Source organism: [Mycoplasma] gypis, from assembly GCF_016924775.1.
Taxonomy (GTDB): domain Bacteria; phylum Bacillota_I; class Bacilli_A; order Mycoplasmatales; family Metamycoplasmataceae; genus Metamycoplasma; species Metamycoplasma gypis.
The window spans coordinates 87,435-113,703 of the sequence record NZ_JAFFTD010000004.1; the positions used below are offsets into that span (position 1 = coordinate 87,435).

Genomic DNA, 26,269 nt, shown 5'->3' on the forward strand with positions numbered 1-26,269 from the left:
AGCCTTATGTCAAAAATTAATTTTTTTGCTCTTGGTGGACAAGACGAAAATGGTAAAAACTGTTACGTTTTAGAAATTGAGTCAAAAATTTTTATCATTAACGCCGGAACCAAAGTTCCAATCAATAGCCACAATGGAATTGATACATTAATTGCTGATTTTGAATACTTAGAAAAACATAAAAACAATATCAAAGGTGTTTTTATTACTGACGTTCACAATGAATCCTTTAGTGCCTTACCTTGACTTTTAATGAAAATTAAAGGTTTAAAAATTTATACTTCAACTTTTAATAAATTTGTTGTTTTAGAAAGAATTTCAAAATATAACATTGAACATAATGAGTATGAAGTTATTGCAACTAATAAACCCTTCAATATTGGAAAAGTTTTAATTACTCCTCTTTCATTAGCAGGTGCTCTTCCTGGTATTTTAGGATTTAACTTTAACTACAATCAAGGAAATATTTTATTTTTAACTAATTTCGTAGTTGGAAATTTAGGGCCTTATGGTCAAACAAATCTGCAAAAAATAAGACATCAAATTGGTGAAGATGAAGTAAAAATGTTGATTATGGAGGTTTCAGGTAAATCAAACTCACCTGGAAAAACATTTGAAAAACTATGAGTTTCAAGTCAAATTGAATATAAATTTTCAGAAGCTAAACCAGACGAAAGAATTATTGTGGGAATCTATGATGAAGATATGATAACAGCTCATGAAATTCTTCTTCTTGCTCAAAAATATAATCGTCCTGTTATTACATATGGACGTACATATTCACAGCTAATTAGTTTGGTTCAAAAAATGCATCCAAAATTAACCTTCCCAAAAATTATTGATTATCGTAATGCAAATACAGTTGATAATGCTGTCATTTTAGTAACTGGAGCAATTGAAAGATTACATAATCGTTTCCTAAGAATTGCTTCTGACAATGATGTGTATTTGAAATTGAAAACATCAGACACCGTTATTATGATTGCACCGCCTGTAAATGGATTAGAAGTAAATTACGCAGTAACATTAGATGAAATTGCCAGAACCTGTTCTAACTTAATTGAATTAAGTTCATCAGAATATTATTCATGTAACCCGGCAAAACAAGATTTAATTGATGTCGCTAAATTTTTCAAACCCAAATATTACATTCCAATTCAAGGGTTATATCGTTACTTTGCGTTAGCGAGTTCAGAAATTTCAAAACACACTTCAATTAATCAAAATAATTGTTTAATTTTAAACAATGGTAAAGTAGCGCAATTTACTGATTGAGAATTAACAAGTCAAAAACACATGATTAGACACTGTGGTGATGTAATAATTGATGGTTTTGGTATTGGAGATATTTCACACGAAGTAATTAAAGAGAGAGAAACACTTGCAAGAGACGGAGTTATTGCGATTGCTTCATTAATTGATTACAAAACAAAAATGCCAATGGGTGATTTAAATATAACAAGTTACGGAATTGTTTCAAAAGAAAATAAGGCAATGATTTATGAAATTATTGAAAAATTATTTACTAAGGAATTCCAAGAGGCTGAAACAATCAGTTTAAAAGATATCCAAGAAAAATTACGTCGTTCAATAAGAAAGAAAATTTTTAAAGCATTGTACAAAGAACCTCTTGTGGTGGTGACTTTATATGAAATCTAACAAATTATTTCAAAAAATTAATAGTATTAAAAAACAAACTTTAGCAAAACAAAACAAAAATGCTTATCGTTTTTGAAAAGATGAAAAAGTATTGCTTTCTTTTGCTTTATTGATTTTAATTACATTTTTCATATTTTCATTTTTATCAGTACCTTTTTTAACAACCATTCATACTTACACAATCGGAGCAGTCTTCGGTATGTTTTCAACATTATTCTATTTAACTGGAATAATGTTTTGTTTAAAAAGATGATTAAAGTTAAAAGACAATTATATTCTTAAAGGTGTCTTCCACTTTTCAATGTGAAGATTTATTGTTCTATGTTTTGCAATTATTATTATGGGTACTTCAATTTATGTGTTCAAGGTGTCTTCCACTTTTCAATGTGAAGATTTATTGTTCTATGTTTTGCAATTATTATTATGGGTACTTCAATTTATGTGTTCTCTCATAATAACGCCGTTAGTGATGTATTAAAAAAACCAGGTAATCACTTTAAATTAGTATTTCAAGAATTTTTCAACCAATATTCAAATACTGAAGTAAAAGCACTGCCTAACCAGTATTCAATAGGATTAATAGGTGCTTTTTATATGGCAGTAACAGCAAGTATTGGTAGTTCTGTTTTAAGCATTTTAATTGGAGTATTTGCCTTACTTTTTGCTATTGTTGCTTTCTTTATTTCTCAAAATGCTTTTGATAAAATTTCATGAAGCAAAGCTAAACGTCAAAAAGCTAAATCTGTTCATAATGTTACAAATTATGCAAAAAAACCAACATACAAAAAAACTAAACAAGTTGTTCCAATAATTGAAAATAATAAACCAGTGGGAAGTGTTGAAATTCAAAAACCAGTTGTTAATGGTGTTATTAAACGTAATTTTGATGATCAAGATGAACTTTCAGACATTAATTCGAAAGAAAATTTAAATATTGAAAAAATTGAAAAAGCTGAGATTACTAAAGAAATAAGTTCAGAAATGGAAACTGAAGAAAATGTAATCATCTCCGATAGTCCTTTTGACACAAAAGAATTTGATGTCTTAGATATCGTTTCAATCGAACCGGAAAAAGAAAAAGAATCGGAACTTGAAAATACATTTAATGAAGAGTTTTATTATGAACCGCAGCCACAAAAGAGTCAAGAAGATAATATTGAAGCAAAATCAGATGAATTAGCTGATTTTGATGAATATGAAAATGAAAAGAGTCAAGAAACATTTACACCAGAACCAAACGAGTCGACAACAACTATCGAACAGGAAAATACAAAAAACAATTTTTATTATTCTCCTTCTCAAAAAGATTCTTCAGAATCACATACAGAAACTAAGAAACGTTATGTATTAGTAGATGATGAAGAAGATTTAGGGTTAGATTAATAAAAAAGAGGTTAAGACATGAATAAAACAGTAACTACAATCGATGATGTATTTTCTGATCCAATTAGTCAATTTTATGAAAAAGCAATTAAACGTTCGCAAGAATTGTTTAAAATCTTTATTCAAGATCGTTTAAAACAATATAACGAAAACATCGAAAATGAAGCCATAGTAGCAAACAAAAATATACAAAATCTTTATGTAGAAATATCTAAACTTAAAAAACATTTAAAAATTAGTTTAAGAACTTTCTGAAATGGAGTAATCATATTTTTCTGTTTTCTTATTATTGGACTTGCATTTTTAAAGCTTTATTTTAATAATAAAAAAATAATCAATGATTTTGAAAGACAAAAAAATAACTTATTAAGTCAGATTAATGAAATAACAGTAAAGAAAAATGCGAAATTATCCCATGCATTCAATAACTTCAGTCTTTCTGATATTCGTCGTTATGTTTTAAAAGAAATGGGTATTTCGCGTGTTAATGACTATGATTTTACTGATGTCAATATATCAGTTATCAAGGATGCTCGCAACCCCATTTTTATAGAATGTATTGATAAATACGATATTAGAAATAATTATTTTTATGATATTTCGTATCGTAAATTAACTTATGAACCAATTTCATATACAGGTGCAAAAGTTTTTGCTTATTCATATGATGGAAAAAAATATACAAAAACTGTTACAGCAACATATGAACATATTAGTCCTTTTTTAAGAAAACGTTCACTTTTTCTATATCCAACTAATTACTTACCAGAATTAAGATTTCGTGCACGTCTCCCTATTGACGAAAAAACATTTAAACACAAAGTTAAGAAAAATGATTTTCTTTTAGAAAACACCAATTTTTATAAATATTACAATTTAGATTTTAATGATAAGATTCCATTCATGAATTTCTTTCAGTTGATTACTCAAAATAATTATGTTAAATGAGCTGAATATGCACAGCCCAAAAATATTTTTAATTGAGTTTTTGAAAAAAAACAAAACGGTTTTTTGATTTTTAATGATTCAATTGCAATTAAAAACTCATATCAGGCGCAAAATGATACATTGCAAAAATGAATTAATGAAGAATATTCAGACGCTAAGACAATTAGTAAGCATATTTGAAATGAATTTTATCCACATATTGAAACTCTTTTAGCTAATTTAACATTCATTTTTTTAAACAAATATTTAGCATCTGAAAAATACACTAAACCCGGTGAAAGATTTCAATATCAATATCAAGATGATGGTGTATATCAAGGAGAATTTCAATCATGAGATAGCAACATCTTATTGAATGTTAAAATCCACTCAAATAATTACTTCCAAATGGTAACAAAGAAACCAGCTATTGATTTTGTTCACGAAATTAAACAGTCATTTAGTGTTGGTGATGCTTTCATTTATAACATCATTTCAAATAACTGATGAGCAAAAGAAGAGGTTAAATTAGTAACTCAATATGATCCTGATGTGGGTAATGTTGTTATTCCGGTTAAATATATTAATTACATAAAATATAATGAAGCAAAAAATTTAATATTTAAGCCAAGCGCTAAATTAAAACCAAATCAGTTAATAAGATCTTTAATCTTAAGTGCAAAAAAACCAATTTCTACAGGTTTTGAACAAGATAGTGCAATTGAAAACATCGTTAGAAATAACAAAATTTATTATAATTACGAAATTTCAAGTGATTTTGAAGGGCTAAACGAAAAACTAGAATTTGTTGATTCATTTAATAAAAGATTTGCGAAATATATTCAATTTTATACAGTCGAAATTGATCAAAATGGAATGTATATTTTCATTAGCGAACCTAATAAAATTCCAAATGAAATAAAAACACAAATGGCACTTTTTTAAAAAGGGTTAAAATATTAAAAGGAGAAAAATATGTTATTTGATACAAGAAACGAACAAACAGATGTAACAATAAATGTGGACAATACTCAACAAAAAGCAAAAGCTTCAGGTCTACAAAAAGCAATGTTTTACGGAATGATGATAATTGCAACAATACCAACATTTGGTGCAATTTGAATTATTCCCATTAAAATAAAAAATAGATTTAATGAAATGCAAGTTAAAGTTCAAGAAGCAAGTTCAGGAATTCAAGCTGCACAAGCAAAACGTCGTGCTGCCTTAACAAAAGTTATGGATGCAGTTAAGGGTTACAAAAATCACGAAAGCGATGTTTTAAAAACAGTTACTCAATATCGTGCAAAAATCGATTCAATTAATAAAAATACTGATATTCAAACAACTCAAAATATCTTAGATAGTGTTAGCGCCGGATTACAATTAACTTTTGAACAATATCCAGATTTAAAAGCAGACCGTATGTATATGCAATTTAGTAATGAAGCTATTTTACAAGAAGATGAAATTTATGCAGCACGTCGTTTATACAACAAACACGTAACTGAATTTAATCAAAAACTTTATACATTTCCAAAAATAGTAATTGCAGACCGTATGCAACTATATAACTTACCTTTCTTTACAGCAACAGAATTAGAAAGAGCTGATGTTGATACATCATCAATTATTTAATAAAAAGCAAAAGCGCATTGCGCTTTTTTTATGTAATTTTGCGCTTTTTGTATAAAATTTAAACTATGACAATTACTGTAGAAGATTTATGAATTAACATTTTTGTTTTATTAGCAGGTTATATTATAGGATCTGTAAGTGGTTCTTTAATTCTTGCCAAAATAACAGGCAAAGAAGATATTCGCAATAAAGGTTCAAAAAACGCAGGATCTACTAACGCCTTAAGAGTATACGGCAAAAAATTTGGAATGCTTACCTTTGCATTTGATGTCTTAAAATCACTTGTCCCAGTCTATATTGCGTTTGGGTTTAAATATTTAGGCGGAGTTGCCGAAAGCATTATTCCACTTCTTGCTGGTTTAGGAGCACTCATAGGTCATATTTTCCCTATATTTTTTAAATTTAAAGGTGGAAAAGGTGCAGCTTGTTTTCTAGGGATGGTAATAAGTTTAAATGTTATTTTATTATTAGTTGGAATTATCATCTTTGTGTCAATAGTTTGATATACAAAATATGTATCACTGGGATCATTAATTGCACCATTTATCTTAGCTTGTCTTAGTTTTATTTATTGAATTGCAGCAGGACCACTTGGTTTTATCGGTTGAGGTTTAAATGACTATTGATGATTAGCAAACGGAGTAATTATGCTAATAGGTGATTTATTCGTTATTGTAATGCATCGTAGCAATATTCACCGTTTAATTGAACACAAAGAAAACAAATTAAAACTAAAATAAAAATAGCCCTTTAAAAGGCTATAAAGTGACAAAAAAACATTGGAATAAAAACCAATGTTTTTTTTATTAATTATCTTTTTTAATGGCAATATATTCATTAGTTGTGTATGCTAAGTTTTTGTGGTTAGGCATTAAACCGTAAACAGCAAAAACTGATGTTAAAGCAAGGAAAATTCACATTGCAAAGAACACTAAATAAGAATAAACAACTTTTGATTTTCATACATCGTAAGCACTTGTATATTGACTATCTTTTAAGACATCGGCAAGATAGTTATTGTTCTCAAAAATATTTTCTTCTCAGAAAAATAAGAAAACAATCATTGCAATTAAGAAAGCGAAAGCAATAATTCCTAAAATTCACATTCTTTTGTATAAAGAATTGGTTTTAAGAATGTAGTTTTTAGCTTCAAGAATTTCTTTATCACCTTTAGACACAAATAATAAATTTAAAGATTTCAAAGCTTTCATTTTAATTTGACGTTGTTTTAAATATCAATAATTAGTTACATATAATGTGATTGGAGCAACAATAAAACCGGTCACAAATAAACTAATTAAGATTGGATACATACGTATGAAATATACTGAAAATACACGATTTTGAGTATCACTGTTGTCATAGTTTGCACTAAATTCATTGATTTGAATTGAATTGAAAACAGCACTAATAATTAAAGCCACTAAACACAAGACGCTAAATATTAAAACAGAAACATTAATTTTTCTTAATGAAGAAAATTTCATATTAATTAAATATTTTTAGATAATTCGAATAATGTTTTAATAGCAACACCTTGTGGAACTTCAGCTAGTTCATTTGTTCCGGCAATGTCAAAGTGCATAAAATCAGCTTCTTCTGCAAATTCTTTTAAGAACATAGCAGCTGAACAAGAACCGGCGTTTCCTGATAAATCAGTATTTTTTAAATCTGCAACTTCTGATCTACGAATGTTTTTAGCGTAATCTTCATGAAGTGGCATTCTTCACATTAATTCATTTTGAATTTTTGCCGATTTTTCAATAGCACTTCAGTCTTTGTTATTTGTTGCTCAAACTCCTGTATATGTAGTTCCAAGTCCAACAAGAATTGCACCTGTTAAAGTTGCAACTGTTGCAACTTTAGTTGCTTTTAAGTTTCTAATTGCGTATGTCATACCATCTGCAAGAACTAAACGTCCTTCAGCATCGGTGTTATTAATTTCGACTGTTTTTCCGTTCATTGATGTTCAAACTGAATCAGGTAATGAAGCATCTCCATTGATACGGTTATCAGTTAAAGGTAAAACAGCAACAACATTAGCTTTTGGTTTAAATTCCGCAATAAGTTTCATTGCAGCAGCACAAGCAGCACTACCTGACATATCGTATTTCATTCCTAACATATATCTTGAAGGTTTTAATGAATATCCTCCTGAGTCGAAAGTAATTCCTTTACCAACTAATGCTAGTCTTTCGTTTGATTCAGGATTTCCGTTGTATTCAACAACTACTAGACGTGGTTCGTAAACACTTCCACGGTTAACGCTTAGTAGTAATCCCATTTTTTGTTCTTCAATTTCTTTTTTATTTAAAACAGTAACTTTTAGATTTGAATATTTTGAAAGTTCTTTTTGATATTCATTTGCTAAATATTCAGAGTTAGCAACGTTTGGAATCATTTGTTGAAGATTTCTTGCAAAATAAACAGCTTCAGAATATTTTAAAGCTTCATCATATGCTTCTTGTAAATCACGTTTTGTAAATAAATATAAATCTTTTGTATCTTCAGATTTTTTAGTTTTTAAATTGTAAATTGGTTTGTTATTGAATTCGTAAGCTTCAACAAAAGCTTTAATAACTTCTGAACCACTTACTTTATTTGTTGAAAAACTCATAACATCAATTTGATATTCTCTTTTTAAATTAGCTGTGAACATTTTTGCAAAAGCAACAACTGTTTCAACGCTGTAGTTTTCTTTTTTTCCTAAGTAAACAAAACTAGTTTTTTTATTAAATAAATCAGTAATTGTGTTTTCTTTTTTTAGCACTTCTTCAGGAAGTGAATTATCTTCAAAAACAGCTTTTAATAATAATGCACTGTTTTTTTCATTAATTAATTTTGTCATAATTTCTCCTTAAAATTATTTACATATAAAGTTTAGTATAGCACTTTCCTTATATATAACTTTGATTATTTGTTTATTTTCTAAATGTTTTTTAACACTTTCGATATTTTTAGCATTTTCTATTACTTCATCAGCACTTCAGTCTTTCTTAATACCAATTTCTCCTCGAACTTTTCCATTAACTTGAACACCAATGTAAGTAATTTTTTCAAGAATTTTTTCTGTGTTAGCAACAGGTCATTTTTGATCTTTTATTTGTGCGAATCCAAGAGTTTCAAGTAGTTCTTCGCTGATGTGAGGTGCAAAAGGACTAAGTAGAATTAAAAAGGTTTTTAAAATGCAAAAATCATGAATTTGCTCTACTTTTGCAAGCGAGTTAATGAATACCATCATTTTTGATATTGCAATATTGAACTTAAGCTTTTCAATATTGTCAGTAATTTCATTAATTAAGATATTGATTTCAGATTCAATTTCTTGATTAACTTCTTTAGAAATACCATTGCCAAATACACGAAGTACTTGAGTATTAACTCTTTCTAATCATTTTCTGATTCCATTAATTGAATCTTCACTTCAAGCCTTTGTATCAGTTAACGGACCCATAAACATTTCATACACTCTAAGTGTGTCAGCTCCAAGGCTTTCGACAATATCATCAGGATTAATAACATTTCCTAATGATTTAGACATTTTCTGCCCGTCAGTTCCTAGAATCATTCCCTGGTTTACAAGTTTAAAGAAAGGTTCTTCAGTAGGAACTACACCGATATTAAATAAGAAACGGTGTCAGAAGCGAGCATATAACAAGTGCAATGTTGCGTGTTCCTGACCACCAATATATAAATCAACGGGTAGTCATTTTTTAAATCTTTGCATTGCTTCAGGTGAATCTAATTTTTCATATGAACCATCAGCATTTTTAAGAATATAAGCTAAGAAATATCAACTTGATCCAGCTCATTGTGGCATTGTATTTGTGTCGTGACGATACTTTTTGCCATCAATTTCAACATATAATCAATCTTTTAAATTAGCTAGTGGACTTTCTCCGGTTCCTGAAGGTTTAATATTTGTTGTTTTAGGCAGCACAACAATATCATCCACAAGTTTGATATTACCTTCTTCGTCAAAAAGAACAGGGAAAGGTTCACCTCAGTATCTTTGTCTTGAAAAAATTCAATCTCTTAGACGATATTTTGTTTTGATACTTCCTAAATTATTAGCTACTAAATATTCATTGATTTTAGCTTTGGCTTCTTCATTTTTTAAGCCATTTAAGAATTCAGAGTTTATGTGTACACCATCACCAGCAAAAGCTTGATTTTCAATATTGCCTTCAATAACTTGATTTAGTGGTAATTGATATTTTTTAGCAAATTCAAAATCTCTTTGATCGTGCGCGGGCACAGCCATAACTGCTCCAGTTCCATAACTATTTAATACATAGTCAGCAACATAGACAGGAAGTTTTTTACCATTTACAGGGTTAATAACATATAAACCAGTAAATGCCCCATTTTTTGAACGACTTTCGTTGCTTCTTTCAATTGAAGAAAGTTTTGTGGTTTCTTCAATTAATTTTTCGACTTCTTTTTTGTGTTCTTCAGTAGTCATTTCAAGAATATTTTCATATTCTGGAGCAACACAAACATAACTTACGCCAAAGATTGTATCGGCACGTGTTGTAAAAACATTTAGATATTGATCTAAGTTAGAAAACTTAAATTTAATTTCAGTACCAACACTCTTACCAATTCAATTTCTTTGTAATGATTTTAGAGAATCAGTTCAATCTAAATTTTCCAACCCTTGTAGTAGTTCTTCAGCATAATCAGTAATTTTTAAAACTCATTGACGCATTGGTTTTTTAACAACAGGAAATTCACCGCGTTCTGAAACCATTTGACCATTTTTTTCTAAAATTTCTTCATTTGCTAAAACAGTACCAAGCCCTTCACATCAGTTAACATCGACATTTTCAATGCTTGCTAACCCTTTTTCATAAAGTTTTTTGAAGATTCATTGAGTTTGAACATAGTATTTTGGATCAGTGGTATTAATTTCTTTGTCAAAATCATAGCTAAAACCAAGCATTTTTACTTGTCGACGGAAATTGTTAATGTTCTTTTCTGTAAAAATTTCTGGGTCATTTCCGGTTTTTAATGCGTATTGTTCAGCAGGTAAACCAAAAGCATCTCATCCGATTGGGTGTAAAACATCATAACCATTTAAACGTTTATAACGCGAAATAATATCGGTAGCTGTATATCCTTCTGGGTGTCCAACGTGTAAACCAGCACCTGATGGGTACGGAAACATATCAAGAATGTAGGCTTTTTTATCTGAATTATTAGTTGTTTTAAAAGCTTGAGTTTCATCTCATATTTTTTGTCATTTTTTTTCAATTTCTTTGTGGTTATACATACTGTTTTTTTCCATTCCTATTGATTTAGTTGAATATTTTTATTCTTGCCAATATTTTTTTTAAAATATCATTTTTAAAGCTCAATAATCAAATATTTTTTGCTTTTATATGATATATTTAATATAAATAATTATATATTAGATTTTACTTACAAATAATTAAAAAAACAATAAGGAGAAACATGGCTAAAAATACTTACAAAGAAGCCGTTAAAGCAATTGAAGAAGCGCAGAATATCTTCATTTTTCACCACATCAGACCTGATGGGGACTGTTTAGGATCACAATTTGGACTAAAAGAATTGATTAAATTAAATTATCCAGACAAAAATGTTTACGCCATTGGAGATACAATTGGATTATTTCCATTCATGAATTTTGTTCACGATAAAATCGAAGACATTCCTGAAGAACATTTTCAAAATTCATTAGGAGTTGTTGTTGATGCTAACTCATCAAATCGTATTCAAGATGTTAACTTAATTTTAGAAAAACGTTTTACAAAAACATTAAGAATTGATCATCATCCAGTTAATCCCGATATTGATTATGATTACACATGAGAAGATAATGAATATGCAGCAAGTGGAGAACAAATTGCTTATATTGCGATGAAAGCTAAATGAAAACTTAATAAAAAAGCTGCACAATGTTGTTATTTAGCAATCAATACAGATAGTGGAAGATTCCAATTTGAAAGCGTTGTAAAAAGAACTTTTGATGTTACAAGCTATTTACACAATGCAAAAGATTTCCGTGTATATGATGTTAACTTACCTTTATCACGTCGTGAAGAACAAAAAGTTCGTTTTATGGCTTATGTTTTATTAAATTACCGTGCTGAAGATCAAGTTCTTTGATTCCATGTAACTAAAAAAATTCAAAAGAAATTCAAACTTGATGAAAACCAAGCAAACGATGTCAATATCCTAGCAAATATTGGGGATTGTAAAATTTGGGTATTCTTCATTGATCAAGCTGATGGAAGTATTCGGGTAAGAATTAGATCAAATGGAATTTGAATCAATCACATTGCCGCTAACTGACGTGGTGGCGGACACGAATGTGCTTCGGGCGCTAATGTTAGAAACAAACATGAAATGAAAAAATTACTTAACGATTTAAAGGAAGAAATAAAAAAATATGCTTAATAAAGAAGAAAAAATCCAAGTTTTCAAAGAAATAGAAAATAAAATTCAAAAAGCTGAAAACATTGTTATTTTTCACCACATCAGACCAGATGGAGACTGTTTAGGATCACAATTTGGTTTTAAAGAATTAATTAAAGCTAATTTCCCAGATAAAAAAGTGTATACAATTGGTGACCCTAAAGGATTATTCCCTTATTTAAATCTTGATTTTGAGGAACTAAAAAAAGAAAAATTACCAAACAGTTTAGCAATCATTGTTGATGCAAACTTTAAAGAAAGAATTGAGTGCCGTGAATACTTAGATAATAATTACTTTGATGAAGTTATTAGAATTGATCACCACCCAAACGATGATGACTTAAATGCTTCATTGGTTTGAGTAGAAAAAGAATCACCAGCAGCAGCTCAACAAGTTGCTGAAATAGCAATTTGACTAAATTGAAAAATTACTCCAAGAGCAGCAACAATGTTATTCTTAGGAATTTATACAGACAGTGTTAGATTAACAACCAATTTAACTAACGAAAGAACCATGTCAATTGTTTCGAAACTTTGAGATGCTGGTTGTCAAAAAGATTTAATCTTCGAAAACATGGCAAAAAAATCATTAAGTGATATTAGAATTGATGCCTTTATTCAATCAAACATGAAAATTGAAGATAAAGTTGTAAGTTTTTACTTCGATTTAGAACAACAACGTAAATTAGGAATTACAGATCCTTTAAAAGCAAATCGTCCCTATACTCTTGCAAACATTGATGATAATAAAATTTGAGTATTCTTTACTCAAGAATCAGACGATCCAACTCACATTCGTTGCGAATTTCGTTCGAATGGAGCATGTGTAAGAAACGTTGCTCTTAAATGAGGCGGTGGTGGACATCATAGAGCAAGTGGCGCAGTCTTAAATGATGAAAAATTAATAAATTCAGTAATTGAAGATTGTAAAAAAGAAGTTTTAAATTTAAAAGACTACGATAATTTATAGTTTTATAGCACAGTATTACTGTGCTTTTTTATTTCTTTTAAAACCTAAATTTTGCTTTTTTGCAAAAAATTATTAGACAAAAAATTCTTTAACTTATTTTTTATAACTTTTTTGTAAAATGTGTGTATTAACAAAAGAAAATATAAAGTGATAAAAATAATAAGTAAAAAGGAATAAAAAGAAGTAACAATAATAAAATAAAAATTAATTCAGAAATGTAAAAAGCAATTATTGATTTTAAAGCTATTAGTAACCCCCCTTTTTTTAAAGACAAATATTTAACGTTAAAGATGAAGAACATTTTTTTAGAATTTGTTTTTTCTTTTCCATTGGCTGTAAAATACAAACCAAAATAAGTGAGTTTAAACACTATGCTTTGAAAAGATATTAACTTAATCTTCAAAGGAATGGATTTGATGATAATGTAATTTATACTCTTTACAACAATCGTATAAAGCAATCAATAATTCGTTGTATTAAAGAAATTGATAAAAATATAGATATTGAAAATGTTATTTTTATGTACATAACCCTGAACTAAAAAAGTCTTATAAAATTTATTTTTAAAAAATGAAATTATAGAAATTTGAACAAGCAAAACGCTTTGAAGTTATGTTTCAAATAACAAACAATATTTTAAGGAATTAAAAAGTGTAATATAAAGATCTTTTAAATGTATTCAAGTTGAAAAAGTCTTGATAATGATTCATTTAAAAAGAATGGACTAGTAGCATCAATTGCTGGTTATTTAATAGCGGTAAAAGAGTAAAAATATGCTTTATAAAAAGTTGCTAAAAAATCCGAAAAAGAGTTCGAAGAATATTAAAAAAGACGATGTTAAAAAAGTTTATTATAGTGAAAAAAATAATAAAAAAGCGGGGTAACCCGCTTTTTTATTCACTTTACTAAATTTTGTTTTTACAGTCGCATGTTTCGCATAGTTCTTTTAAATTATTGTAAGTGATTTCAACCATGTTAGCAACAGCTTCATCTGTATAACTTCCGATGTGTGGTGTTACTAAAACTCTTGGGTATAAATCTAATAATTGTTTGAATGTGTCATCTTCAATTTCGTTTAGTTTTTTCCCTAGGTATGTTTTTTCGTTTCAGAAAACGTCAATACCAATTCCTCTTAATTTGTTTGATTTAACAGCTTCTAGCAATGCTTCTTGGTCTTGAATTTGTCCACGTGATGCGTTAATTAAGATTGCTCCATCTTTCATTTTAGAAATTAATTCTTTGTTAATGAATTTGTCGTTTTGACCTTTGATGTAAGGCATGTGGAATACAACGATGTCACTTTTTGCTAATAGTTCATCAAGTGAAACGTATTCAAGAATTTCTTTTGCATTTTCATTTGGATATGGATCATAACCTAAAACTTTAGCATTCATTCCTGCAAACATTTTTGCTGTTGTGAATCCAATTTTCCCAGTTCCAACGATTCCTACTACTGAGTTTTTTTGTTCTTGTGAAAATCCAAAACTATCAAAAGTAAAATCATAGTTTTTAGCTTTGTAGCTAAAGTGTGCAATGTTTCTTGATAGACTTAAAGCCATTGTAAAAGCAACTTCAGAAATTGCTGATGGTGAGTAGCTTGGCACTCTTGCCATTTGAATTCCTAAATCATGTCCTTTATTTACATCCATGTGATCAAAACCAGCTGTTCTAGTTAGAACATATTTAATGTTGTAAGATTTAATTTTTTCTAAAACGTTAGTGTTAACTTTATCGCTTGCACGACAGATAACAGCATCAAAACCTTTTGTAATTTCAACGTTATCTTCGTTTAGTGCTTCGCTTTTTAATGTTAATTCGTAATTAAAATCTTTGTTTAATCTTTCGAAAATTGGAGCTTCAACTTCTCTAACTCCAAAACAAATAACTTTCATCTTTTACCTCTTAAATAAATGCAGCTTGTGAAGCAACGATTCAAAGTGGCATCATAACAACTGCAAGTAATGTTGTAAGTGCTGAACATTTTGCAGCATATTCTTCATTAACTTTAAATTGCATTGCATAAGCAATAACAACAGTAGCAGGTGGAACAGCAGCAAAGATTACCATTGATGCTGAAATAGCTTTGTTTACTAATCCAGCGTGGTTTAATCCAAACATTACTAAAAATACTAATAATGGAATTAAGATAAGTTTTTGAACAGCAAAAATTCAAACTCATTTATCTTTAACAGCTGAAGATAGTTTTGTACCTGCAAGTGTCATTCCGATTGATAATCAAACAAGTGGTGATGCAAGACCTTTTAGATATGTTAAAGGTTTGAAAATGTAAGGCATTGTTACACTAAATTCAAATCATCCTTTATTACCACTTGTAAAGTTTTTATCAAATGATGATGCTCCTGGAATTAATTGAGTTAGTCATAGAACTAAACCAATGAATGTAGCGATAACAATAGGGTTAAGGAATGCTGTTTTTAATGATTTTTTAATGTTTTGTTTGTCCATTTTTAGGCCAGACATAATCATAAAACAGTATGAATATAAGAAAATACGGTAAGGTATTGTTCAGATATTAGCGGCGATGACTCCACCGTCTTTTTCATATAATGAACTAATGATTGGAAGTCCGAAGAATGTTACTGATCCAAAAATTAGCATCATTCACATAACTAAAGCTTTAGATTCAACAGCTGTTCCACCGTTTTCTAGTTTTTTACCTAGAATTTTTGGTATAAATTGTGGAACGAATTTTATTCAAAGTTTAGAAATAATTAATAGAACTATATAGAAAGCGAACGACACTCCTAAAATAATTCCTTGTTGCTTTAGATCATTTAATGAAATTGATTTCATGAAACCAGTTATAGCTAATGCTGGTAAAGCAACTTTAAGAACTACAGAGTTTAAAACTGCTTTTCACTCAGTTTTAAACACGTGAAGTTTTACTAATGCATAACCTAATGCAATAATAAAAATTGTTGATATTATGGCACCTCACATACCGGTATTGCTTAAAGTACTAATTAAAGCACCTTTAACAGTAACGGGTTGGGTACTATCCATTTGTGTTATAAACAATTTATTGCCTTTCTAATGAAAAATTTATTATTTTTGATTAATAAATAAGTAAAAAAAATTACTCGTTTAATATTATATATTTAATTAAATAAACATAAAAAAATTAGTGATTTTTGATGTTATCATAAGTTTTTGCACAAAAAAAACAACCATTTTGGTTGCTTTCTAGCGTTTATCTTGTTGCGTAAAATTTATTTCTTGAAAAGAATGTTAATAAAATTACTACTAGTGTTGCTGCTGCAGCATATACGAAGCAAACTCACCAATCAATATTTTGTCCAAATAAATGAATGAATGTTGTATCGTGAATATTAGGCAATTCTGTTAAACCTACTAACTTAAATAAGTTTGCAATTTGTGTCATTGGTAATATTGAAAATAATTCACCAATTCAGCTTGGAATTTTTGAAAGGTCAACAAAAGCTCCAATGATGAAACCTGATAAAACACTTAAACCAGCAGAAATAGCACTAAAAGCTCCTGTGTTTCTTACTCTTCTTAATAAAAATGACATAAATGAAGAGTTAACAATTGAACCAAATAAAATAAGTCCTAAAAAAGAGAAAAATTTATCAGCTGTTAATCACAATGTGTTGTTAACTCATAAAGTTTTATTAACTGCAAGAATAATAATGCAAACGATAAAGATAACAAGAGTTAAAACAAAATTTAGAAGAACGTTAAAGATTAAATAACTAAAACGTACTGTTGATGTTTTTACTGGTGTAATGTAAATATCATTAAGAATTTTTCTTTCAACGTCATTAACCATAACTCCACTTAAAGTAATTGAGTTGGTTAAAACTGTGGTTGATAAAACTCCAACAATCATTAAAATATCAGCATAGTGATTTTTTAAATCTTCTGAAAGATTATTGGGCAATGAACGGATAAAAATATTTCTTGCAAAAAGAAGAAAAATAGCGATCGCGAAAAAAGGTGACATAAATGTAAAAAACATTCTTTTCGGATCTTTTAAAAAACAAAGAATATTTCTTTTTGTTAGTTGTAAAATTTGACTAATCATTTTGGATATTCCCTTCTGTAACGTTTAAAAACACCTCATCCATTGTTCCCTTATAAAATTCATAATCTTCGATAAACTCAATATTTTCTTTTAAAAATTGAGAACCTTTTTCAAAATTTTCAAATTCAAAAGTAAGTTTGTTATCAATATTTTTTGAGTCTTGATGTCTAGCTTTTCAATCTTCATTCGCTTTATAAACAATAAGTTTAGTTTTTGAATATATAGATTTTAATTGAGCCGGTGTTCCGTGTTCTAGAATTTCACCTGATTTAATAATAATTACACGGTCGCAATTATCCGCTTCTTCCATGTAATGAGTGGTTAACATAATTGTTAAATTTCTTTGTTTTTGAATTTGATTTAAAATTTTTCAAACCAGTTTTCTTGAGTTTGGATCTAAGCCTGTTGTGGGTTCGTCAAGAAATAGAATTGATGGTTTATGTACCAAAGCTCTTGCAATATCTACACGACGTTTTTGTCCCCCTGACAATTTTGCGTAAGGTCTGTTGCGAATTTCTTCAAGTTGAAATTCTTTAATAATGTCTTCAACAACATCTTTTACAGTAGTGTCTTTGAAAAAACCTTTATATAATGAAGCGCGAACCATTAAGTTTTCATAAACTGACAAAATTGGGTCCATGATTGATTCTTGAAAAACAATTCCAACTTCATTACGTATTTTGGTTATATCTTTATCAATATTTTGACCTGAGATTAGAACGGTTCCAGAATCTCTTTTTAGTAGGCCTAAAATAATGTTTAATGTTGTTGTTTTTCCAGCTCCGTTAAGACCTAAAAAACCAAATAACTCACCTTTTTTTATACTAAAAGAAATCCCCTTCAAAGCTTGGTTTTTTTTGAAAGTTTTTACAAGATTTTCAATGTATACAACATCATCTTCACTAGGTGTATTGTTTTGTTTTGGTACCACTTTTACTCCTTTTTTTATAATACTTATAATTAATTAATTATATATCAATTAGTCTTATAATAGTTATTTATGATTTAAAATCAACAAAAAGCTCTATAAAAAATGGAATTAAAACAGATTTTATTTTTTTGATTTTTTTGGTAAAATATTTAATATAAACTTAACGTATTTTGGACAGGATATAGGTGAAAGACTATACTTAGGTGGTTTAACGCGTTAAATTAAATAAAATAGTTTTAAAAAATACAATAAACATAAAATATTGATATTTCAGAAAGGAAATACAAATGGCAAAATTAGATTTTGATCGTTCAAAAGCTCACGTTAACATTGGTACAATCGGACACGTTGACCACGGTAAAACAACATTAACAGCTGCTATTGCAACAGTTTTATCTAAAAAAGGTCTATCAGAAGCTCGTGATTATGCTTCTATCGATAATGCACCAGAAGAAAAAGAACGTGGAATTACAATTAACACAGCTCACATCGAATACAACACAGAAAAACGTCACTATGCACACGTTGACTGTCCAGGTCACGCTGACTACGTTAAAAACATGATTACTGGAGCTGCACAAATGGATGGAGCTATCTTAGTAGTTGCTGCTACAGATGGTGCTATGCCTCAAACACGTGAACACATCCTACTTTCAAAACAAGTTGGAGTTCCAAAAATGGTTGTTTTCTTAAATAAAGTTGACATGCTAGAAGGTGAAGAAGAAATCATCGACTTAGTTGAAATGGATATTCGTGACCTACTATCATCATACGAATTTGATGGAGATAACACACCAGTTATCCGTGGATCTGCTCTTAAAGCTCTTCAAGGAGATGCTAAATATGAAGAAGCAATCATGGAATTAATGAATGCAGTTGATGCTTGAATCGACGAACCTCCAAGAGAAACTGACAAACCATTCTTAATGGCTGTTGAAGACGTTTTCACAATTACAGGACGTGGAACAGTTGCAACAGGTAGAGTTGAACGTGGACAACTTCAATTAAACGAAGAAGTTGAAATCGTTGGACTAAAACCAACTAAAAAAACAGTTGTTACAGGAATCGAAATGTTCCGTAAAAACCTTAAAGAAGCTATGGCAGGGGACAACGCTGGGTTATTACTACGTGGAGTTGACCGTGATGACGTACAACGTGGACAAGTTTTAGCAAAACCTAAAACAATTATTCCACATACAGAATTCAAAGCTGCTATCTATGCTCTTAAAAAAGAAGAAGGGGGACGTCACACACCATTCTTCGAACACTACAAACCACAATTCTACTTCCGTACAACAGACGTTACAGGTGGAATTAAATTCACAGATGGACGTGAAATGGTTGTTCCAGGAGAAAACGTTGACTTAGTTGTTACACTAATCGCTCCTATCGCTGTAGAAAATGGAACAAAATTCTCAATTCGTGAAGGTGGAAGAACAGTTGGAGCTGGAACAGTTACAGAAGTTCTAAAATAATAATTCACAAAAAAGACATTCCTTTATGGAATGTTTTTTTTATATTAATTTGGAAAAAAAAGAAAATAAAAAACCTGCAAGATGCTGGTTTTTTAGTCTTCATCAACAATTTCAAATAATTCGTATGGTAGATTAGCGCTTTTATCTTGTGCTTTAATAATTTGGAAGATTCTATTATTGGCTTTAAATGTTCCTGCACTACCTTTTTCAGTCGAGGTTTTAATGTTTAAAATAATAAGAGCGTTTTGAGAATTATTTTTTGAAGTTGGAAAAAGATTGTCAATCATTCAACCAAACTCAGAATTATTATTTTGATACTCAGATTTTTGCATTTGTCTTCCGGCAAAATCATTTGCAAATTCTTGGCTTCCAAACACATCTTCTCATGCTTTTAAAGCTTCATTTTTGTCAATATTCATATTAACTCCTTATTTTTGTAGTTCTAAAATATTATTAAATAGTAAGTGTTCGATTTCAAAAGTTTGAGGATTATAAATAACTTTGATTTTAAATTTAAATGCTGAAATTTTTAAATCTCTCAATGCTTGATTTGTTTCCATTTTTTCTAAATCTTTAAGAGATTTGAAGTAATCAACTTCACTAAATTGTGAAAATTGTTGGTATAAAACATTTTTACTTTCATTTTTGAAGACGTATGTTGAATCAAAAGCGAAGTGATCAACAGAATTAACGAATTTATTAAAAGTATCAATTTTTGAATTATCGCTGCTGTATGTTTTAATAAAGTCAGTTAAATCATACTCAAATTCTCATTCATTGTTTATCTCTGATGCAGTAAAACTTTTTGTATTTGTATCAAAAGATATTTCATTTTGAAGGTTTTCATATGTTTTTATTTCTCAATCCCCAAAATCTTGTCTTAATTGTGAACCGATTAAAAAGTCCTTAAAACTAAATTTTATTGATGGTTTTGAAAACCCAGCTTTTTGTGAATCGATTGGTTTAGAAATTTTTGCAAGATTAATTAAATCAAAACCCCTTGACTGAATTTTTACAACGTCTTGTTCTTCTTGAATTTGTAAGTCTTTATCTTGGAAAGTATCTGAAGAAGCATCAAGATAATTTGCAAAAACCTCTTTTTTGTCTGGTTTAACTTGTGTAGCTTTTAGAGCAATTGGAATAACAATAATTCCAGCAAAACATAAACCAAGCCCAATAAACATTAATCACGACAGGAAATTTTTATTTTTTGTCTTATTATTTTTTTTCATAGAATAAATTATATATTAATTACTATATATATTAAACTTATTATATAAGGGTACGAAGATGAAAAAATATTTTTTACTGTGTTCTACTGTTTGTAGCTTTTTACCGGTTTTCTTAGTCGCTACTGCGTGTCATGATGTTAAAAAACCAGAGAGTACTAAGATTGACTTATCTAATGAAGTTATTGATTCAATTTGATCACAATTTTCAACTAAAAAAACAGCTTATACAAAAGACATTTCTCGAGAAAAATTTTATAATCTTTTAAAAGAAAAATTAAACTATTTCGAAGAACAAAATGATCCGCAGCCGCTAAGAAAAGCTTTTGAAAACGAAGAAATTCAAAAATATTATCTTGTAAATTTACCCAAAATGGATATTAAAAATCATCGTTTAGTTTTTATTCTAAATAATCTTAATCCTAAAAAAAATTATATTGTTATTCAAGGTTTGATTGTGCACAACAAGATTAATACAAACGCTTCTTTTCATGGTATAAGCATTGATTCAAGCCGCTATTTTTTCATAAAGTTTGATTAAAAAGTCAGCAAGCGCTGACTTTTTTATTCTTGATTATTGAGACTGAAAATAAGGTCTTTAATTCGTTTTTGGTTGATACGTGATTGGAATTCATCATCTAGTTTTAGTTTGTTGGTTAGATAAGCTAAAAATTGTACAACGATACGATATTTAATGAAATCCTTTGGACATTTTTTATCATATGTTTTTCAAAAGATATTTTCTTGTTCTGGATTTCAACCCATGTTTTCAAAAAGAGTAGCAATATCTAGGTAAGGATCGCCTTTTGATGCCATATCTCATTGAGTGATAAAAACACTTTGGTTCTTAGAAAAGAAGATATTGTCTAATGAAAGAGAGTTGTGACAATTTGAAGAAAAATCAAATTGTGCAATTCATTTTTTAATATTGTTAATGAACACTGAGTCAAAATCATTTTTGATTGCTTCATTACCAATTCTTTGAATATATTTATTCATTTTATTAATGATTATTGAAGGTGGAAAATCTACTTTTGATGAGTGTAATATTTTAATTGCTCTTGCAATAGAACGAATTTTACGCTCAGTAATAAATGTTGTTGAATTTGATTCCATTCAACGTCAAATAATAATTTTGTCATCTTCAAAAACACATACAGGAACGAAGTAAAAATAGTTAAGTTTTTCAGTGCTTAAGCGATTACTAAAACCATCCTTTACCTTTTGAACAATAAAGCTTGATTGATAATTATATGTCTTAGTTTGGAAAGGTTGTAAAGAACGAGAAATTTTGGGTAAGGGTGTGTCTAAATGTGAATAAAATTGTTCGAATGCAGCTTTTTCAAAAGCCTTTACTACATAAACAAAATCATCAAATTCTTCATCACTTAAATTAAACTCATCACATAAAAAATCTTTAGAGATTCCTAAATTAATATGCATCATTACAACATCGACTGCAGGATGGTTGTAAAAACATTTATCATAATCAATGACTTTAACTCTTCCTAGACTATTAACAATAATATTTGAACGCTTTAAATTATTGTGTGAAAAAACTAAATCTTCATTACTGTATTTTTTTAAAATAAGATCATATTTAGGGTCATTAATTTTGAATTCATATCAATTAAAAGACGGAACTTTCAATTTCATTTTATGAATTTCTTTAACACGATATATTAAATTCTTAGTAATGGTTTTGTTGATTTTAATTTTTGTTAAATCCTGACCATCGTGTCATTGTTTAATTAAAAAACCATCTTTATAGAAAAGATAATCTTTAAAAACACTTGCAAGTTTTTCTTCAAAAATTCCGCTATTGTCGTCTGATTTTGGTATTCTTACTTGTACTCATTTGTCACGGTATTTTGCTTTATATGTTTTATTGCGATATCCTTCGTAAAAAAAATGTAAATCAGTGATATTTTCACTGATAACAGGACCAAAAACTTTGGTTAATTCTTCTTGAATTAATCTTGTTTCATTTTTATTCAACTTGTCTTGTAGCAACTTTAACCTCCTCAAGCTTATCAAAATATGCTTGCACACGATTTATGTATAAACTATCATCAAAAGGTTTTACAGGATGTTTGTTGATTCAAAGAATGATTAAAGCATTGACTAAAATTTTATGAATAAAGACATAGTAAGGTTCAAAATCATCACCATATCCTTCGTATAATCATTGTTCTTGCTCTGGAGTTAAGTTTTGTGATTCTATAAAATAAGCAAGATCAAAGTGGACATCACCCATACTTGCATATTCCCAATCAGCAATGAAAATATTTTTGTTTTCATCTTCAATGAAATTAAATAGTCATAAATCATTGTGACATGGAGCGGAATTATCAATATTTTTTAAAAATAAATTGATTTTTTTAAAATATTTATCTAAAACTTCAATCTTTCTTCCGTTTTCTTTGACCATTTGACGGTAAACTTTAAATCTTCTTGCCAGATTATTAGCAGGAAAGTTAAGGCGAGAGTTATGAATTTCAATAAGTTGTTTACCAATTTTAACAAGAGTTGATTTATCAAGTGCTGGTTGTTTACCTTTAATGAATTCGGTTACTAATTCTTTTTCATTATCTTCGTAAACTTTTGGGCTAAAAGTAAATTTGTTTAAGATTTTATAATCAATCTTGTGATTAAATTCATCATATCGTTTTTCTTTAATAAAATAGTTTTTTTCATCATCAAAAAAGGTTTTATTTGTAAAACCTTGATTGGGAATTAATTTTTTCATTTATTTTCTAGAAATCGATATTTGATGCATATTTAGCATTTTCTTGAACAAATTCACGACGAGGTTCAACTTCTTCACCCATAAGTGTTGTAAAGACTGTATCAGCAGCTGCTACATCTTCAATTTGAACTTGTAGCATGCGACGATTTTCAGGATTCATTGTTGTTTCTCAAAGTTGTTCAGGATCCATTTCCCCTAGCCCTTTGTAACGTTGAATTGAAACCTTTGACTTGTCGATTGAAGCAAGAATTTCTTCTTTTTGTTTATCGTTGTAAGCGTAATGAACGCTCTTTCCATAACTGATTTTGTATAAAGGAGGTTGAGCAAGATAAACAAAACCATATTCAATTAAAGGACGCATGTAACGATAGAAGAACGTTAGAAGTAAAGTTGTAATGTGAGCACCATCGACGTCGGCGTCAGTCATGATAACAATTTTATGATATCTTAATTTGTTGATATTAAATTCTTCTCTAATTCCGGTTCCAAGAGCGTGAATTAAAGTTCCAATTTCTTTATTTTCTAAGACGTTTCTGATTCCATTTTTTTCAGCATTAATAACTTTTCCACGTAAAGGTAAGATAGCTTGAATGGCACGATCACGACCCATTTTAGCACTACCACCAGCTGAGTTCCCTTCGACAATAAATAATTCAGTTAATTCAGCATTTTTTGTTGAACAATCTGCTAATTTACCAGGAAGATTTCCAAATTCATGTCCATCTTTTTTACGACTAGCTTCACTAGCTGCTTTAGCTGCCAAACGAGCTTGTTGTGAGCGGATACATTTTTCAACAATTTGTTTGGCGATTGCAGGGTTTTCAGCCATGAATCTTTCAAGAGTATCACTTAAAACTTTATTTGTCGCAATACGAGCATCTTTATTTTCTAGTTTACCTTTAGTTTGACCTTCAAAAATAGGATCAGCGTGTTTAATTGAAATAATTGCAATTAAACCTTCACGAATATCTTCTTTTGAAATTCTTTCTTTATCGTTTTTGAACATTTTATTTTCTTCACCATAGTGATTGAACACACGTGTTAAACAATCGTTGAATCCTTGTTCGTGTGTTCCACCTTCATTGGTAGAAATATTATTAGCGTATGAAACAATACTGCTTGAGTACCCTTCGTTGTATTGCATAGCAACTTCAACACTTACTTCACTTGCATCCTCACCAGAACGCGAATCTTTAAAACTTCCTTCAGCATAAATTACTTCAGTGTTAATGATTTTTTTACCTTTTGAAAGTTCATTAACATAATCAACAATTCCACCTTCAAAACAATATTCTTTACTTACGTTTTTAATATTGTCATTAATAACAATTTTTAAACCTTTATTTAAGTAAGCTGTTTGTTTTGCATGGTCATTAATGATTGAAAAACTAAAGTCATTAGGCTCCATAATTGTAAAATCAGGTTTAAATTTAACTCTTGTACCATTATGTTGCCCCTTAGCTTCAGCGATAACTTTTAGTTCATCGACTTTTTGGCCACCATTAATAAATTTTTGATAATAGACTTTTTCATTTTTGGTTACTCAAACTTCAAATTCTTCACTTAGTGCATTAACAACACTGGCTCCAACTCCGTGTAGCCCACCACTAACTTTATATGTATCTGAGTTAAATTTTCCCCCTGCGTGAAGAACGGTGAATACTGTTTCAACAACACTTAAACCAGTACCTGGGTGTGTATCAACAGGAATTCCTCGACCATTATCAATTATTTCAACAAAATTATCTGGATACAGATTAATTGTTATTGTGTCACAAAAACCTGCTAATGCTTCATCGACAGAGTTATCCAGAATTTCTCAGATCATGTGGTGTAAACCTTTGAAACCAATACTTCCGATATACATTCCAGGTCTTTTTCTAACTGGATCTAAACCCTTTAGTACTTCAATACTACTTGCGTTATATTCTTTTAGATTTTGATTATTTTCCATATTACTACCTTTCAAAAGAATAATCTTTATATATAAATTTTACCTTAATTTTTAATAAATAATATTTATTAAAGCATATTGAGAAAAGAAGAGAAAAAATCAGAAAAATATAGTAAAAAATCATTAAAATTCAGTCATTTTTCATTAAAATCAGACATTTGTTTTTAATATTAGCCCCCATTATTCTATAAAAAACATTATAATTTTATTGTTAAAAGGAAAATTAATGAGTAATAACACTAGATTAAAAATAATTAACTCACATTTATTTCAAAATGTAAAATCACATTTTGATTCTTTTGATAATTTTGATTTTAAATTCACTAATATTAGAAGTTTAAACGCATGACAAAAAATAGCTGCTAATATATATATATATATATATTAGATGCCAAACAATAAGCAATCTTCGTGATCATGAAAACTACAGATTTGTAGTATCTAGAAACACAAAAAACGGTTACTTAGAAAGTACTGAATTAGTATTCCTAAATACTGATGAAGATACTCAAGACTCTAATTTTTCTTCAAATGGTTCACACAATAATATAAAAAATAAGAATGTTCCTAAAATAAGATTTAGAGAGTATAAAGAAAATTGAAAAAATGATAATTTTTCCAACATTTTTGATTTTATTTCCGATAAAGGGTATCCGGAGTTACAAATTTTATCCACCTTTAAAAGAGATGGAATGATTCCAAGAAATTTAGATATTCACACTAGTGAAATAACAATTAAAAACTATAAAAAAATTGAAAAAGGTGATTTTGTTAATCACTTATCTTCATATCAATACGGTTTTTCATATTCAGATTTTGTAGGTATAACATCGCCTGCTTATGATAT

The 26,269-nt window shown here is 28.9% G+C and carries 22 protein-coding genes; 10 read left to right on the plus strand and 12 right to left on the minus strand.

What is annotated here, in order from left to right; genetic code table 4:
* Nucleotides 1-6 precede the first annotated feature (6 nt).
* The 5 genes from JV175_RS04460 (at nt 7) to plsY (ending at nt 6,344) form a co-directional block, all read left to right on the plus strand.
* Nucleotides 7-1,659 (plus strand): ribonuclease J, encoded by a 1,653-nt coding sequence (locus JV175_RS04460; protein ID WP_205499568.1) that lies wholly within the window; start codon nt 7-9, stop codon nt 1,657-1,659.
* Between the two features lie 321 nt (nt 1,660-1,980).
* Nucleotides 1,981-3,042, plus strand: coding sequence for a hypothetical protein (locus JV175_RS03350; RefSeq protein WP_205499569.1), 1,062 nt, complete (start codon nt 1,981-1,983; stop codon nt 3,040-3,042).
* A gap of 18 nt (nt 3,043-3,060) precedes the next feature.
* Nucleotides 3,061-4,914, plus strand: coding sequence for a hypothetical protein (locus JV175_RS03355; protein ID WP_205499570.1), 1,854 nt, complete (start codon nt 3,061-3,063; stop codon nt 4,912-4,914).
* 30 nt (nt 4,915-4,944) lie between these two features.
* Nucleotides 4,945-5,604, plus strand: a complete 660-nt coding sequence (locus JV175_RS03360) for a LemA family protein (RefSeq protein ID WP_205499571.1) — start codon at nt 4,945-4,947, stop codon at nt 5,602-5,604.
* A gap of 65 nt (nt 5,605-5,669) precedes the next feature.
* Nucleotides 5,670-6,344 carry a glycerol-3-phosphate 1-O-acyltransferase PlsY gene (gene plsY / locus JV175_RS03365; RefSeq protein ID WP_205499572.1) on the plus strand — a complete coding sequence of 225 codons (675 nt, stop codon included), beginning with the start codon at nt 5,670-5,672 and terminating at the stop codon, nt 6,342-6,344.
* A gap of 66 nt (nt 6,345-6,410) precedes the next feature.
* On the opposite strand, the gene JV175_RS03370 is transcribed toward plsY, so the two are convergent.
* From JV175_RS03370 to leuS, 3 genes are read right to left on the minus strand one after another with little or no spacing between them, the layout of a single operon-like run.
* Nucleotides 6,411-7,091, minus strand: coding sequence for a hypothetical protein (locus JV175_RS03370; RefSeq protein ID WP_205499573.1), 681 nt, complete (start codon nt 7,089-7,091; stop codon nt 6,411-6,413).
* 5 nt (nt 7,092-7,096) lie between these two features.
* Complete coding sequence (locus tag JV175_RS03375) at nt 7,097-8,452, minus strand: M17 family metallopeptidase (RefSeq protein ID WP_205499574.1); 1,356 nt, start codon at nt 8,450-8,452, stop codon at nt 7,097-7,099.
* Nucleotides 8,453-8,467: 15 nt separating this feature from the next.
* Entirely contained in the window at nt 8,468-10,879 is a 2,412-nt protein-coding gene (gene leuS, locus JV175_RS03380) for a leucine--tRNA ligase (protein ID WP_205499592.1), read from the minus strand.
* Between the two features lie 182 nt (nt 10,880-11,061).
* On the opposite strand from leuS, the gene nrnA (JV175_RS04150) reads away from it, so the two are divergent.
* Both nrnA (JV175_RS04150) and nrnA (JV175_RS04465) read left to right on the plus strand, forming a co-directional pair.
* Complete coding sequence (gene nrnA / locus JV175_RS04150) at nt 11,062-12,030, plus strand: bifunctional oligoribonuclease/PAP phosphatase NrnA (protein WP_205499575.1); 969 nt, start codon at nt 11,062-11,064, stop codon at nt 12,028-12,030.
* Nucleotides 12,023-13,018, plus strand: coding sequence for a bifunctional oligoribonuclease/PAP phosphatase NrnA (nrnA, locus tag JV175_RS04465; RefSeq protein ID WP_205499576.1), 996 nt, complete (start codon nt 12,023-12,025; stop codon nt 13,016-13,018). The genes nrnA (JV175_RS04150) and nrnA (JV175_RS04465) overlap by 8 nt, the downstream gene beginning before the upstream one ends.
* A 905-nt stretch (nt 13,019-13,923) precedes the next feature.
* On the opposite strand, the gene JV175_RS03395 is transcribed toward nrnA (JV175_RS04465), so the two are convergent.
* The 4 genes from JV175_RS03395 to JV175_RS04160 all read right to left on the minus strand — a co-directional run bounded on the left by JV175_RS03395 (nt 13,924) and on the right by JV175_RS04160 (nt 18,015).
* Entirely contained in the window at nt 13,924-14,910 is a 987-nt protein-coding gene (locus tag JV175_RS03395; RefSeq protein WP_205499577.1) for a 2-hydroxyacid dehydrogenase, read from the minus strand.
* A gap of 10 nt (nt 14,911-14,920) precedes the next feature.
* Complete coding sequence (locus JV175_RS03400) at nt 14,921-16,042, minus strand: AEC family transporter (RefSeq protein WP_205499578.1); 1,122 nt, start codon at nt 16,040-16,042, stop codon at nt 14,921-14,923.
* Nucleotides 16,043-16,229: 187 nt separating this feature from the next.
* A complete protein-coding gene (locus JV175_RS03405; protein WP_205499579.1) occupies nt 16,230-17,084 on the minus strand; it encodes an ABC transporter permease in 855 nt (284 codons plus the stop codon).
* Nucleotides 17,077-18,015: an ABC transporter ATP-binding protein gene (locus JV175_RS04160; RefSeq protein ID WP_205499580.1), complete on the minus strand. Its 939-nt coding sequence runs from the start codon at nt 18,013-18,015 to the stop codon at nt 17,077-17,079. Before JV175_RS04160 ends, JV175_RS03405 begins: the two co-directional genes overlap by 8 nt.
* Nucleotides 18,016-18,302: 287 nt before the next feature.
* Between JV175_RS04160 and tuf the strand changes: the two genes are divergently transcribed.
* Nucleotides 18,303-19,490, plus strand: coding sequence for an elongation factor Tu (tuf, locus tag JV175_RS03415; protein WP_205499581.1), 1,188 nt, complete (start codon nt 18,303-18,305; stop codon nt 19,488-19,490).
* 92 nt (nt 19,491-19,582) lie between these two features.
* On the opposite strand, the gene JV175_RS03420 is transcribed toward tuf, so the two are convergent.
* Nucleotides 19,583-19,909 (minus strand): hypothetical protein, encoded by a 327-nt coding sequence (locus JV175_RS03420; RefSeq protein WP_205499582.1) that lies wholly within the window; start codon nt 19,907-19,909, stop codon nt 19,583-19,585.
* A gap of 9 nt (nt 19,910-19,918) precedes the next feature.
* Nucleotides 19,919-20,722, minus strand: a complete 804-nt coding sequence (locus JV175_RS03425; RefSeq protein WP_205499583.1) for a hypothetical protein — start codon at nt 20,720-20,722, stop codon at nt 19,919-19,921.
* A gap of 58 nt (nt 20,723-20,780) precedes the next feature.
* Between JV175_RS03425 and JV175_RS03430 the strand changes: the two genes are divergently transcribed.
* Nucleotides 20,781-21,260, plus strand: a complete 480-nt coding sequence (locus JV175_RS03430) for a hypothetical protein (protein WP_205499584.1) — start codon at nt 20,781-20,783, stop codon at nt 21,258-21,260.
* 23 nt (nt 21,261-21,283) lie between these two features.
* Here JV175_RS03430 and JV175_RS03435 read toward each other — a convergent pair whose 3' ends face one another.
* Genes JV175_RS03435 through gyrB form a run of 3 tightly spaced genes read right to left on the minus strand, consistent with a single transcriptional unit; the run spans nt 21,284 to nt 25,422 of the window.
* Entirely contained in the window at nt 21,284-22,732 is a 1,449-nt protein-coding gene (locus tag JV175_RS03435) for a hypothetical protein (protein WP_205499585.1), read from the minus strand.
* Entirely contained in the window at nt 22,710-23,468 is a 759-nt protein-coding gene (locus JV175_RS03440; RefSeq protein ID WP_205499586.1) for a phosphotransferase, read from the minus strand. Before JV175_RS03440 ends, JV175_RS03435 begins: the two co-directional genes overlap by 23 nt.
* Before the next feature lie 7 nt (nt 23,469-23,475).
* The gene (gene gyrB, locus JV175_RS03445) at nt 23,476-25,422 is read right to left on the minus strand and encodes a DNA topoisomerase (ATP-hydrolyzing) subunit B (protein ID WP_205499587.1); all 1,947 of its coding nucleotides are present in this window, start codon (nt 25,420-25,422) and stop codon (nt 23,476-23,478) included.
* Nucleotides 25,423-25,648: 226 nt separating this feature from the next.
* On the opposite strand from gyrB, the gene JV175_RS03450 reads away from it, so the two are divergent.
* Nucleotides 25,649-25,810, plus strand: coding sequence for a hypothetical protein (locus JV175_RS03450; protein WP_205499588.1), 162 nt, complete (start codon nt 25,649-25,651; stop codon nt 25,808-25,810).
* Nucleotides 25,811-26,269 lie beyond the last annotated feature (459 nt).